The organism is Pseudonocardia sp. CA-107938 (assembly GCF_050936315.1).
Classification (GTDB): Bacteria; Actinomycetota; Actinomycetes; order Mycobacteriales; family Pseudonocardiaceae; genus Pseudonocardia.
Window position 1 is genome coordinate 2273415 of sequence record NZ_JBNJNA010000001.1, and the last position, 12345, is coordinate 2285759.

Annotated in this window: 13 protein-coding genes; 12 read left to right on the forward strand and 1 reads right to left on the reverse strand. The window is 75.2% G+C overall.

Annotated features, from left to right (window positions below; genetic code table 11):
* Window positions 1-46 precede the first annotated feature (46 nt).
* From eccCa to ACQEVB_RS11495, 9 genes are all read left to right on the forward strand, one after another.
* Entirely contained in the window at window positions 47-3916 is a 3870-nt protein-coding gene (eccCa, locus tag ACQEVB_RS11455; protein WP_432968731.1) for a type VII secretion protein EccCa, read from the forward strand.
* Window positions 3909-5183 (forward strand): type VII secretion-associated protein, encoded by a 1275-nt coding sequence (locus tag ACQEVB_RS11460; RefSeq protein WP_432968734.1) that lies wholly within the window; start codon window positions 3909-3911, stop codon window positions 5181-5183. The genes eccCa and ACQEVB_RS11460 overlap by 8 nt, the downstream gene beginning before the upstream one ends.
* A gap of 129 nt (window positions 5184-5312) precedes the next feature.
* Window positions 5313-5666: a WXG100 family type VII secretion target gene (locus tag ACQEVB_RS11465; RefSeq protein WP_432968737.1), complete on the forward strand. Its 354-nt coding sequence runs from the start codon at window positions 5313-5315 to the stop codon at window positions 5664-5666.
* Window positions 5663-5953, forward strand: a complete 291-nt coding sequence (locus tag ACQEVB_RS11470; protein ID WP_432968740.1) for a WXG100 family type VII secretion target — start codon at window positions 5663-5665, stop codon at window positions 5951-5953. The genes ACQEVB_RS11465 and ACQEVB_RS11470 overlap by 4 nt, the downstream gene beginning before the upstream one ends.
* Before the next feature lie 174 nt (window positions 5954-6127).
* On the forward strand, window positions 6128-6571 hold the full coding sequence (rplM, locus tag ACQEVB_RS11475; RefSeq protein ID WP_432968743.1) for a 50S ribosomal protein L13: 444 nt from the start codon (window positions 6128-6130) through the stop codon (window positions 6569-6571).
* Window positions 6572-6606: 35 nt separating this feature from the next.
* A complete protein-coding gene (rpsI, locus tag ACQEVB_RS11480; protein ID WP_432968746.1) occupies window positions 6607-7140 on the forward strand; it encodes a 30S ribosomal protein S9 in 534 nt (177 codons plus the stop codon).
* Window positions 7141-7152: 12 nt separating this feature from the next.
* Window positions 7153-8490 (forward strand): phosphoglucosamine mutase, encoded by a 1338-nt coding sequence (glmM, locus tag ACQEVB_RS11485; protein ID WP_432968749.1) that lies wholly within the window; start codon window positions 7153-7155, stop codon window positions 8488-8490.
* A gap of 48 nt (window positions 8491-8538) precedes the next feature.
* On the forward strand, window positions 8539-8808 hold the full coding sequence (locus ACQEVB_RS11490) for a hypothetical protein (protein WP_432968752.1): 270 nt from the start codon (window positions 8539-8541) through the stop codon (window positions 8806-8808).
* A complete protein-coding gene (locus tag ACQEVB_RS11495) occupies window positions 8805-9185 on the forward strand; it encodes a hypothetical protein (protein ID WP_432968754.1) in 381 nt (126 codons plus the stop codon). The genes ACQEVB_RS11490 and ACQEVB_RS11495 overlap by 4 nt, the downstream gene beginning before the upstream one ends.
* 6 nt (window positions 9186-9191) lie before the next feature.
* Here ACQEVB_RS11495 and ACQEVB_RS11500 read toward each other — a convergent pair whose 3' ends face one another.
* Window positions 9192-10025: a dienelactone hydrolase family protein gene (locus ACQEVB_RS11500; protein ID WP_432968757.1), complete on the reverse strand. Its 834-nt coding sequence runs from the start codon at window positions 10023-10025 to the stop codon at window positions 9192-9194.
* A 161-nt stretch (window positions 10026-10186) separates the two neighbouring features.
* On the opposite strand from ACQEVB_RS11500, the gene ACQEVB_RS11505 reads away from it, so the two are divergent.
* Genes ACQEVB_RS11505 through ACQEVB_RS11515 form a run of 3 tightly spaced genes read left to right on the forward strand, consistent with a single transcriptional unit; the run spans window position 10187 to window position 12264 of the window.
* Window positions 10187-11620, forward strand: a complete 1434-nt coding sequence (locus ACQEVB_RS11505; RefSeq protein WP_432968760.1) for an NAD(P)H-hydrate dehydratase — start codon at window positions 10187-10189, stop codon at window positions 11618-11620.
* Window positions 11621-11650: 30 nt separating this feature from the next.
* Complete coding sequence (locus tag ACQEVB_RS11510; protein ID WP_432968763.1) at window positions 11651-11872, forward strand: type II toxin-antitoxin system Phd/YefM family antitoxin; 222 nt, start codon at window positions 11651-11653, stop codon at window positions 11870-11872.
* Window positions 11872-12264, forward strand: coding sequence for a type II toxin-antitoxin system VapC family toxin (locus ACQEVB_RS11515; RefSeq protein ID WP_432968766.1), 393 nt, complete (start codon window positions 11872-11874; stop codon window positions 12262-12264). The genes ACQEVB_RS11510 and ACQEVB_RS11515 overlap by 1 nt, the downstream gene beginning before the upstream one ends.
* Window positions 12265-12345: the final 81 nt, after the last annotated feature.

Below are 12345 nucleotides of genomic sequence, written 5' to 3' on the forward strand. Positions count from 1 at the left end.
ATGGTGGAACTCGCGGGAACGACGGGGGGCGGCGCAGGTGGCGACGGTGGAGCTGCGCAGGCCGGTGCGGAAGCAGCCGCGGCCGCCGGGCGGGGAGCTGGTGCTCCAGGCGCCGCCGGAGCCGGAGCGGGTGGTCCCGGCCGGGATGCTCGCGCGGCTGATGCCGCTGATGATGATGGTCGGGGCCGTCGCGTTCATCGCGATGGCGCCGGACAACCCGATCAACTGGATGTTCGGCGGAATGTTCGCGCTGTCCACCGTGGGCATGCTGGCGGCCGGCACGGGCCGCGGCGGCGGCTCGCGCACCGCCGACATCGACGAGGACCGCCGCGACTACCTGCGCTACCTCGACACCGTCCGCGGCCGGGTGCGGGAGATCGCGGATCGGCAGCGCGAGGCGGCGGAGGCGGTGCACCCCGATCCGGCGGCGTGGCCGGCGGTGCTGGCAGCCGGCCGGTTGTGGGAGCGCCGCCCGGCCGACGACGACTTCGGGCACATCCGGATGGGGCGGGGCGCGCAGCGGCTGGCCACCCGGCTGATCGCGCCACAGACCGGGCCAGTCGAGGGGATCGAGCCGGTCACGGCGTCGGCGCTGCGGCGGTTCCTGCTCGCCCACTCCGTCGTACCGGATCTGCCGGTGGCGCTGTCGCTGCGGGCCAGCTCCACGGTGTGGCTGGAGCCCGCGCAGCCCGACGGCGACCTGGGCCCGGCGCGGGCGCTGGCCCGCGCGATCGTCACCCAGTACGCGCTGTGGCACGGGCCGGACGAGGCCGCGCTGGCCGTCGTCGCGTCCCCGGGCACGACGCCGGCGTGGGAGTGGGTGAAGTGGCTGCCGCACCTGGAGCACCGCCGCCGCCGCGACGCCGTCGGTCCCGTGCGGATGCTCACCGGGCACGCCGACGACGTGCGTCGCTGGTGGATGGCCGAGCTGACCGGACGGCCGCCGGGGCCGGGTGCGGCCGATCCGCACCTGCTCGTCGTCGTCGACGGGGTGGCGGAAGGTCCCGGTCCGTGGGCGGGCGTCGCCGGCGTGACGGTGCTGCGGGTGGGTGCCCCGCCGGGCCGCCGGCCGGGACCGACGGTCGTGCGGCTGCGGGTGGGCGCCGACGGGCTGCACCGGGCGGGCGCGGAGGCCGGCTCGACGCTGATCGGGCGCCCGGACGCGGTGTCCGTGGCCGAGGCGTCGGCGATGGCGCGGCGGCTGGCCCGCTTCCGCCTCGGCGGCCCGGCCACCGAGGACGGGCCGCGGGCGAGCGCGACCGGCCTGCCCGCGCTGCTGGGGCTGGACCACCACGACGTCTCCGCAGCCGGGATCGCCCGGCTGCGGTCTCGCTGGGCGCGGGTGCCCACCGAGCGGCTGCGCGTCCCCCTCGGCCTGGACGAGCACGGCGGCCCGGTGGCGCTGGACCTGAAGGAGTCGGCGCTGGGTGGCAGCGGCCCGCACGGGCTGTGCATCGGCGCCACGGGCTCCGGCAAGAGCGAGCTCCTGCGCACGCTCGTGCTCGGGCTCGTCGCCACCCATCCGCCCACCGAGCTGAACCTGGTGCTCGTCGACTTCAAGGGCGGCGCCACGTTCCTCGGCATGGCCGGGCTCCCGCACACGGCGGCCGTGATCACCAACCTCGCCGACGAGCTGACGCTGGTCGACCGCATGGCCGACGCCCTGGCCGGGGAGATCACCCGCCGGCAGGAGCTGCTGCGCGCGGCCGGCAACCTGGCGAGCGTCACCGACTACGCCGCAGCCCGTCGCGCCGGGGTCGACCTGCCGCCGTTGCCGGCGCTGTTCGTCGTCGTCGACGAGTTCTCCGAGCTGCTGTCGCAGCGGCCGGAGCTGATCGACCTGATGGTGATGATCGGCCGGCTGGGCCGCTCGCTGGGCCTGCACCTGCTGCTCGCCTCGCAGCGCCTGGACGAGGGCCGGCTGCGCGGGCTGGAGTCGCACCTGTCGTACCGGATCGCGCTGCGCACGTTCTCCGCGTCCGAGTCGCGGGCCGTGCTCGGGGTGCCCGACGCGCACCAGCTGCCGTCCGCACCCGGCTCGGCGTTCCTCTCCACCGGCACCGACGAGCTGGTCCGCTTCCGCTCGGCGTACGTGTCCGGGCCGAGCGCGGCGCCGGCGGCTGCACCCGCCGGCGCGCCGGCCAGGGCCCCGCGCGCCTACCCGTTCGGGACGGCGCCGGTGCCGCTGCCGCCCGACGACCCGGCCCCGACCCCGCAGACCGACGCCGACGAGTCGAGCGTGCCGACGGTGTTCGACACGGTCGTGGCGGCGCTCGCCGGGGACGGGCCGGCCGCCCACCGCGTGTGGTTGCCCCCGCTGGACGAGCCACCGCCGCTGGACGAGCTCGGCGCGCCGGCGCCGGTGCCGCTGCGCGCCGCGATCGGGCTCATCGACCGGCCCTACCAGCAGCGCCGCGACCCGCTGCTCGTCGACCTGGCCGGGGCAGCGGGGCACGTCGCCGTCGTCGGCGGTCCGCGCGCGGGCAAGTCGAGCGCCGTCGCGACGCTGCTGCTGGCGCTCGCGGCCACCCACCGGCCGGACGAACTCGGCGCCCACGTGATCAACTTCGGGGGAGCGGTGCTGACCGCGATCGCCGGGCTGCCGCACGTCGGCACGCTCGCCGGCCGGCAGGACGCCGACCTGGTGCGGCGCATCGTCGCCGAGGTCGGCGCCACCGTCGCCCGTCGGGAGCGGTTGTTCCGCGACGCCGGGCTCACGTCCGTGGAGGAGTTCCGGGCCCGCCGCGCCGCCGGTGCCTTCCCCGACGAACCGGCCACGGACCTGCTGCTGGTGATCGACGGCTACCAGAGCCTGCGGGCCGACTTCGAGGACGTCGAGATGCGGCTGCTGCCGCTCGTCACCCAGGGGCTGTCCTACGGCGTGCACGTGGTGCTCACCGCCAACCGCTGGACCGAGCTGCGGCCCGCCGTGAAGGACCTCGTGGGCGGGCGGCTGGAGCTGCGGCTCGGCGAGCCGTCGGAGAGCGAGATCGACCGGCGCAAGGCGGCGGGGGTGCCCGTCCGCGGCGGGCACGGGCTCGCCGCCGACGGGGCCGCCATGGTCGTCGGGGCCCCGCACCTGGCGGCCGGCGACACGGCCGACCTGGTCGCCCGCATCACCGCGGACGCCGGATCGTTGCGGGTGCCGCCCGTGCGGCTGCTGCCCGACCTCGTCGAGCTCGCCGACCTGCCCGCGCCGGAGGGTGCCGCGGCCGGCCTACCGATCGGCGTGGACGAGGAGGCGCTGGCGCTGGTGCAGCTCGACCTGCGCGCCGAGCCGCACCTCGTCGCGTTCGCCGACGCGGAGAGCGGCAAGACCACCCTGCTGCGCGTGCTGGCCCGCGGCATCGTCGACGCGCACCCGCCGGAACAGGCGCGGATCGTGGTCGTCGACCACCGGCGCAGCCTGTTCGGCGAGGTGCCGGACAGCCACCTCATCGGCTACACCAGCACGTCCACGGCGACCGCGGCCGCCGCCGAGGAGATCGCCGAGTCGCTGCGCGGCCGCCTGCCCGGCCCCGACGTGAGCGCTCGTGAGCTGCGCGAACGCTCCTGGTGGACGGGCCCGGACGTGTACGTGCTCGTCGACGACTACGACCTCGTCGCGCCCACGGGGATGGCCACGCACCCGCTGCTGCCGCTGGTGGAGTTCCTGCCGGTGGCCAAGGACGTCGGGCTGCACGTGGTGCTCACCCGGCGCACCGGCGGGGCCGGGCGGGCGCTCTACGACCCGGTGCTCGGCCGGCTGCGCGAGCTGGGCGCGCCCGGGCTGGTGATGAACGGCAGCCGCGAGGAGGGTGCTCTGGTGGAGGGCGTGCGGCCGGCGCCGGAGCCGCCCGGCCGCGGCACGCTCGTCGACCGCAGGCGCGGGGCGCGGCGCATCCAGCTCGCCTGGGTGCCGCCGGCCGGTGACTGACGTGCCCGGCGTGCGGATCGCGGTGCAGGTGGGCTCCGCGAACGTGCGGATCGCGGTGGCCGGCCCGCGGTCCGCCGCGCAGCTGGTGGCGGAGGTGCCGCGGGAGGGGTTCGCCGGGCTCGCCGACGCGGTCGCCACCTGGGCGGGACCTCGTCCGGCCGAGCTGGTGCTGGTGCACGCGGCCACCGCGCCGGCCGCGGAGGTGGCGGCCGAGGTCGCGGCCGCGGCGCCGCTGGCCGCCGTGGTGCGGGCGGTCCCCGCGCCCGTCGCGGCCGCCGCGGGGACGGACGCCGTCGCCGTCCTCGACGCCGGGCACTCCGGGATCGAGATCACCGTGCTGGGCCACGGGTCGCAGCGCGTGCCGGGCGGTGGTGCGGCGGTGGCCGTTCCCGCGGCCGTCCGGGAGCGGCTCTCGCTGCTGCCAGCGGTCGGCTCGCTGACGGCTGCCGCGATCGCGCCGCTGCTCGCCGACGCCTTCCGCGCACCCGTGGCGGCGCTGCGGGCCGCGCTGGACGGGGCGGGCGTGACCGGTCCGGTGCTGCTCGTCGGCGGGCTGGCGCGCACGCCCGCGCTGGCCGAGCTGGTGGACGCGGCCGGCGTGCGCGCGGCCCGGGTGCCGGCCCGACCCGAGGCGGCGGCCGTGCTCGGTGCGCTGCGTGCGCCGACAACATCGGAGCCGCTGCCGGAACCGCCGCGCACCTGGTTGCCACCGGCGCGCCCGCCCGCCCCCCGCAGGCGGTTCGCCGTCGCCCTAGCCGCGGTGCCCACGGCTGCGGCGCTGCTCGCCGCCGGTCGGCTGGTGCCCGCCCCGGCCGCGGTGGACCCCGCGCCGGGCGTCGTCCAGTACGGGTACCGAGCGGCGCTGCCGGACGGCTGGGCGCACACCGGCGGGCGGCCGGAGCGGCGGCGCACCCTGCTCACGCCGGTCGGGGCGCCGGAGGGCAGCGACCTCGTCGCCATCGAGGCCTCGCCGCTCGGCTACGACCCGGTGGCCGAACCGGAGCGAGCCGCCCGCGAGCTGCGTGCCGTCCACGACGCCGGTCTTGCCGGCGGCGCACAGCTGGAGGGCTACGACCCGGCGGCGACGTACGCGGGCCGCGCGGTGACCGCGTACCGGCAGCACCGTCCCGACGGGCTCGTCGTCGACTGGTACGTGCTGTTCGAGCACGACACCCAGCTCTCGGTGGGCTGCCAGCACACCGCAGCCGGCGCGACAAGTGTCGCGACCGCGTGCGCCGCGGTCGTCGGGACGCTGCACCGTACCTGACCGCGGCCGATCCCGTGGCCGAACGGGACAAGCGTTCACACCTGCACACACTTCTCCGGAACGGCCCCGCCGACCCGTTCCCGCCTGCGATGGTCGCGGCACCCACACGCACACATCCAGGAGGTACGCGTGACGCAGGGAGGAGCCGGTCTGGGCACCCAGACCGACGTCATGGCGCAAGCGGCCCAGCACGTGGCCACCGTGCGGTCCGACATCGACGCGCAGCTCGCAGCGCTGCGCACCCGGCTGCAGGCGCTGCCGGAGCTGTGGCAGGGCGACGCCGGTGCGGCGTTCGTCGCGGCCATGACCCGCTGCGAGTCCGACTCGAAGCTGCTCGCCGGCGCACTCGGCGGCATCGCCGACCAGCTGCGCGCGTCCGGCGTGGCCTACGACACCACCGAGCAGGAGCAGCACCGCGACGTGCTGCGCTCCGCGGACCAGGCGTCCTCGGGGATCTCCGCGGCGCTGAAGGGGCTGGCATGACCAACATCAAGGTGAACTACGCCGGGTTGACCGCGGCATCCGCCGACATCCAGAAGACGGCGGAGGCCATCAACACCCAGCTCGCCGACCTGCAGAAGTTCCTCGCCCCGCTCGTCGCCACCTGGACCGGCACCGCCGCCGACGCCTACAACGAGAAGCAGCGGATCTGGAACGCCGCGCAGACCGACCAGCAGGCCGTGATGGCGCAGATGGCGAAGCTGCCGCTGGTCGCGCTGGAGCGCTACCGTGCCGTCGAGATGCGGGTGGGGCAGGCCTTCAGAGCTTGACCACCTGAGCACAGGGGTGCTTTCGCACGCCGCCGAACCGCCAGGTACCCTCGTACTTCGATGTGCGGCGCGTGGGCGCTCGCGGCGGTGTTCCGCCGTGCCTCCGGACCCGCACCTGCGCCCGCAAATGAAACAGCACTGCCGAGCAGTCGAGAAGCACAGAGGTGTTGGTCCGTGTCCACGTACAGCCCCAAGCCCAGCGAGATCACGCGCGCGTGGCACGTCATCGATGCCAGCGACGTCGTGCTCGGCCGGCTGGCCGTCCAGGCTGCCACCCTGCTGCGGGGCAAGCACAAGCCGACGTTCGCGCCTCACCTCGACACCGGCGACTTCGTCGTCATCGTCAACGCCGAGAAGATCGCGGTGTCGGGCAACAAGCGCGACGACAAGTTCGTCTACCGCCACAGCGGTTACCCGGGCGGTCTGAAGAAGCGCACGGTCGGCGAGATGATCGAGAAGCACCCCGACCGGCTCGTCGAGAAGGCGATCAAGGGGATGCTCCCGAAGAACCGCCTCGGCCGCGCGCAGGCGAAGAAGCTCAAGGTCTACGCAGGCCCGGAGCACCCGCACGCCGCCCAGCAGCCCACCGCGTGGGAGATCACGCAGGTGGCGCAGTGAGTTCCCCCGAAACACCCGAAGAGGACCTGAACGCCGTGAGCACCCCCGAGACCCCTGCCGAGGGCACCTTCGACGAGCCCGAGGCCGTCGAGGAGACCGTCGAGGCCACCGAGGAGGCCCCGGAGGTCGACGACGAGGTCGCCGTCGACATCGCTCCGGTGGAGTCGTCGGCCGTCTACTCCGACCGTCCGATCCAGACCGTCGGTCGGCGCAAGGAGGCGGTCGTGCGCGTGCGGCTGCTGCCCGGCACCGGCTCGTTCACGCTCAACGGCAAGTCGCTCGAGGAGTACTTCCCGAACAAGCTGCACCAGCAGCTGATCCGCGAGCCGCTGGTCACGGTCGAGAAGACCGAGCGCTTCGACGTGTTCGCCAACCTCAAGGGCGGCGGCACGTCCGGCCAGGCCGGCGCGCTGCGCCTGGCGATCGCCCGCGCGCTCGTCGAGGCCGACTCCGAGGACCGCCCGCCGCTCAAGCGCGCCGGCTTCCTCACCCGCGACCCGCGTGTGATCGAGCGCAAGAAGTACGGCCTGAAGAAGGCCCGCAAGGCGCCTCAGTACAGCAAGCGCTGAGGTCAACGCCTCGTGTCACGTCTTTTCGGCACGGATGGCGTTCGCGGCTTGGCCAACGGCGAGCTCCTCACTCCGGAGCTCGCCGTTGCGCTGTCCGCGTCCGCTGCCCGCGTGCTCGCCGAGAGCGACCGCTCGCACCGCCCGGTCGCGGTCGTCGGCCGGGATCCCCGGGCCAGCGGGGAGATGCTGGAGGCCGCGGTCGTCGCCGGCCTCACCTCCGCCGGTGCTGACGCGGTCCGGCTCGGGGTGCTGCCCACGCCGGCCGTCGCGTTCCTGGTGGGTGCGCTGGGCGCCGACCTCGGCGTGATGATCTCCGCATCGCACAACCCGATGCCGGACAACGGCATCAAGCTGTTCGCTGCGGGCGGGCACAAGCTCCCCGACGCCGTCGAGGACGCGATCGAGGCCGGGATGGGCACCGCTCCGTCCCGACCGACGGGCGCGGCCATCGGGCGCGTGCGGGACGACGCCGACGCGGTCGAGCGCTACGTCGAGCACCTCGTGGCGGCCACGCCCGAGCCGCTCGCCGGGCTGAAGGTCGTCGTCGACTGCGCGCACGGTGCGGCCTCGTTCGCCGCGCCGGAGGCGTACCGGCGGGCCGGCGCGGAGGCCGTAGCGGTCCACGCGGAACCCGACGGCCTCAACATCAACGACGGGGTCGGCTCCACGCACCTCGACCCGCTGCGTGCGGCCGTCGTGGAGCACGGTGCCGCGCTGGGCCTCGCGCACGACGGTGACGCCGACCGCTGCCTCGCCGTCGACGAGACCGGCGCCGTCGTCGACGGCGACCGCATCATGGCCGTCCTCGCGGTGGGCATGCGGGAGGCGGGCGAACTGGTCGACGACACGCTCGTCACCACGGTGATGAGCAACCTCGGGCTGCACCTGGCGATGCAGGACGCGGGCATCACGGTGCGCACCACCGCTGTCGGTGACCGGTACGTGCTGGAGGAGCTGCGTGCGGGCGGGTTCACGCTCGGCGGCGAGCAGTCCGGCCACGTACTGCTGCCCAAGCTGGCGACGACCGGTGACGGCCTGCTCGTCGGCCTGCAGCTGATGGCGCGGATGGCGGCCACGAAGTCGTCGCTCGCGGAGCTGGCCGGGATGGTCACGCCGCTGCCGCAGGTGCTGATCAACGTGCGGGTGGGTGACAAGGCCGCGGTGGCCGCGTCGCCTGCCGTCACGGAGGCGGTCGCGGCCGCGGAGGCCGAGCTGGGGCGGACCGGGCGGGTGCTGCTGCGCCCGTCGGGCACGGAGCAGCTGGTCCGCGTGATGGTGGAGGCGCCCACGCAGGACGCGGCCGACGACGTCGCGCAGCGGCTGGCCGCCGTGGTGGGCGCCGTCTCCTAGTTGGCCGAACCGGCCCACAGCGCGTCGCCGATGCGCCACGATGGGCGGATGGCGGACGTGCAGCGCGATCCTGAGCTGCTGCGCGCCCACGCGCGCACGGCGTCCGGGCTGGCGGAGGCGGCGGCCGCCGCGGTGCGCGGCTGGGAGGAGCACGAGCTGCCGCCGGCGGAGGCCGCCGATCTCGACCGGCTGGTCACCGCCGTCGGGCACGCGGTTGCGGAGCTCGCCGAGGCTTCGGCGGTGCTGGACGCGGCGGCGGCCGTCGACGGCGTGGACGTCGAGCTGCGTGCCCGGATGCGGCGGGCGCTCGCTCCGTGACCGAGCCCGCCGCCGAGTGGTGCACCCGGCTGGGTGCCGCGCTCACCGAGGTGGGCGACGGGATCGGCCGGCTGGCCGGCGAGGTCGCGCGGGACTGGTCCGACGCCGAGGGCGCGCTGCGGGCCGACCGGTTGACCTTGTTGCAGCGGTCGGTGCTGCGCAGCGCGGAGGACGCGGCCGACCTCGGGAGCCGGCTGGAGCGGTTGGCATCCGGCATGGGGCCGATGGGCGACCTGGCGGCGCTGCTCGGGCGGCTGGCGTCGCTCGGTGCGGCCACCCGTGACCCGGCTCGCGGCGGGATCACCCTCGGCGACGTCGACGCGGTGCGGGCGCCCGAGCGGCCGGGGATGCAGCTCCCGGACACGTCCGGGAGCTGAGAGGGCTCAGTCCTCGCCGAGGTCCTCGAGCACGGTGCCGGGCACCTTGCCGTCGACGAGCACGTCGACGCGGTCCTCCTCGCACAGGTGCTTGAGCAGGAACGCGGTGACCAGTGCACGGGTGAGCTTGCGGGTCTTCGACTCCGGGTGGCCGGCGAGCAGGAGGTCGCTCCAGTGGCGGCCGTCGAGGAAGCCGGTGTGCTGGGCCTTGGGCAGCGTGCGCAACCGGACGGGGCCCCCGGCAGCGGCCGCGATCTGGTCGGCGTGGCCGGGGGCGGGTGCGATGGTGTCGCGGCCGGCGGCCAGGTGCAGCACGGGCACCGTGAGCGATCGGGCCGACTCGACGACGTCCGGGTGTGACTGCACGGCGGCGATCGTCACGACGGCGGACAGGCGTGGTCGCTTCGCTGCGGCCAGCATGGCGGCGCCACCGCCGATCCCGTGGCCGGCGAGCGCGGTGCGGCGGGAGTCGACGCTGACCCGCCCGTCGCCGAGCCGGACGCCGACGCACACGTCGAGGGCGGTGCGCAGATCCGCCGCGAACCCCTGTGCGCTGGGCAGCAGCCCGCGGTGGTTCGACGGGGTGGCGGTGACGAAGCCCCAGGTGGCGAGGTGGCGCAGGAGGTCGGCGTAGCGCTCGGCGGGCTGCAGCCAGTCGTGCCCGAACGCCACCGCGGGCAGGCCGAGGCCCTCCTCGGGCGCGAACACGATGCCGGGGATGCCGACCATGCCCAGGTCGCCGCGCAGCGCGGTGTGCGGGCCGGGCCGGGACAGCTCCTCGAGGGCCTGCTTGGCGGAGTTGCCCTTGGTGGGGCGCGCCGGGACCGCGGTTCGAGTCACGGAGGAGAACCTAGTGGTCCGGGCGTGCGGACGCCCGCGCAGTCGCCAGGTTCAGCGACGTCACACAGCTCGTGGCCACCGCACACACCGCCCGACCTGTGTGCGGTGGCCGCGCGGTGTGTGACGTCGCTCGGGTGACCGCGGCGGTAGCGTCGGGCCGCATGGACGGGGTGTGGACGGCCGAGCAGGTGCGGGCCGCGGAGGCCGAGCTGATGGCGCTGGTGCCGGAGGGTTCCCTGATGCGGCGGGCCGCGTTCGGGCTCGCCGTGGCGGCGCGGCGGATGCTGCCCGGCCCCGTCACCGGACGGCGCGTCGCGCTGCTGGTCGGCGCCGGCGACAACGGCGGCGACGCACTGTGGGCGGGTGCTGAGCTGCGCCGCCGCGGCGTCGGGGTGACTGCGGTGCTGCTGCGCCCCGACCGCGCGCATCCTGCGGGGCTCGCGGCGCTGCGCCGGGCCGGTGGACGGGTCGTCGACGCGCAGGACGCCGCCGCGGCCCGGGCCGTGCAGGCCGCCGACCTGGTCATCGACGGGATCGTCGGCATCTCCGGCAAGGGCGCGCTGCGTGACCCGGCGCCTGCGCTGGTCGCGGCGGCCGCCGCGGCGGGTGTGCCGGTGCTCGCGTGCGACCTGCCCAGCGGCGTCGACCCCGACACGGGAGACGTGGTGGGGCCGGCGGTGTCCGCGACCGCGACCGTCACGTTCGGAGTCCGCAAGCCCGTCCACGCGCTGGCCGCGGAGCGCTGCGGTCCCGTCGAGCTCGTCGACATCGGGCTGGGGCCGCACCTGCCCGCCCCGCACGCGCACGTCCTGACGGCCGCGGACGTGGCCGCCCGCTGGCCGGTGCCCGGACCGGCCGACGACAAGTACAGCCAGGGCGTCACCGGGGTCGCGGCCGGCTCCGCCACCTACCCGGGCGCGGCCGTGCTGGCCACCGGGGCAGCCGTGCTCGCGACCAGCGGGATGGTGCGGTTCGCCGGCAGCGCCGCCGACGGCGTCCGGGCCCGGTGGCCGGAGGTCATCGCGACGGACTCGTTCGCGGACGCCGGCCGAGTCCAGGCGTGGACGGTCGGGCCCGGCATCGGCACGGACGACGCCGGCCGCGACCTGCTCGCCGCCGTGCTGGACGCGCAGGTACCCGCCTGCATCGACGCCGACGCCGTGACCCTGCTGGCCCGGCACGCCGACCTGCGTGCTGGCGTGAAGGGCCGGCCGATCGTGATCACGCCGCACGCGGGGGAGTTCGCGCGGATCGCCGGGGAGGTGGGCCCGGACCGGGTCGCCGCCGCCCGCCGTGCCGCCGCGGAACTGGGCGTGACGGTGCTGCTGAAGGGCAACGCCACGGTCGTCGCCGACCCGGACGGGCGGGCGCTCGTGCACCCGTCGCCGACGTCGTGGGCGGCCACCGCCGGCTCCGGCGACGTGCTGTCGGGCATCGTCGGCGCGCTGCTCGCGGCCGGGTTGGAGCCGTGGTGGGCAGCGGGGTGCGCGGTCTGGGTGCATGCGCGGGCGGCCGGGCTCGCAGCGGACGGGGCGCCCGCGCCGGCGTCGGCGATCCAGGCGGCGATCCCGGAGGTGCTGCGGCGAGTCGACTAAGTCGTGGACTAAGTCTGATATGGTAGTCAGGTGTCCGAGTACGGGGTGCACGAGGCCAAGACGCACTTCTCGAAGCTGGTGGACAAGGTCCTTGCGGGTGAGGAAGTGGTGATCACCCGATCTGGCGAGCCATTGATCAAGTGGGTTCCGGTTCAACGCAAGCGCAAACCCAACTTCGGGTTCGCCAGAGGTCAGTTCACCATCCCGGACGACTTCGACGAGACGCCCGAGGAGTTCGCGGAGTACATGTGATGCGACTGCTCCTCGACACGAACGTCATTCTCAGGCTCGCGTTGGAACCGGAGCGGCTGTCGCGATCGCTGATCGATCGCCTCGAATCCGATGCGACCCGTCTGGTGGTCTCCGTCGTGGCGGCATGGGAGATCTCGATCAAGTGGCAGATCGGGCGCCTACCGATCCCCCGGCCCCCCGAGGTCTGGGTGCCCACGGTCCTGCGGGAATTCGGGGCCGAGTTGATGACGATCGAGCTCGACCACGTCCTGCGCGTCGCTGAGCTACCGGCGCACCACGGCGACCCGTTCGATCGTCTCCTGATTGCTCAAGGCCAGGTCGAGAGCCTGCCGATCGTGACGGCCGACCGTTCGTTCTCCGCTTACGACGTCGAGGTCATTCCTGCGAAGTAGGGCACTGCGCTGAGCGGTGACCTCGCGAGTTCGGTCACTCCCGCCGCCCTCCACCGGGAGAGCGTCGGTCCCCGATGCGAT

Coding starts and splice junctions, on each gene's coding strand:
- ACQEVB_RS11470 (WP_432968740.1), top strand. CDS start 5,663: ATGACCAACATCAAGGTGAACTACGCCGGGTTGACCGCGGCATCCGCC.
- ACQEVB_RS11490 (WP_432968752.1), top strand. CDS start 8,539: ATGGCGGACGTGCAGCGCGATCCTGAGCTGCTGCGCGCCCACGCGCGC.
- ACQEVB_RS11505 (WP_432968760.1), top strand. CDS start 10,187: ATGGACGGGGTGTGGACGGCCGAGCAGGTGCGGGCCGCGGAGGCCGAG.
- ACQEVB_RS11515 (WP_432968766.1), top strand. CDS start 11,872: ATGCGACTGCTCCTCGACACGAACGTCATTCTCAGGCTCGCGTTGGAA.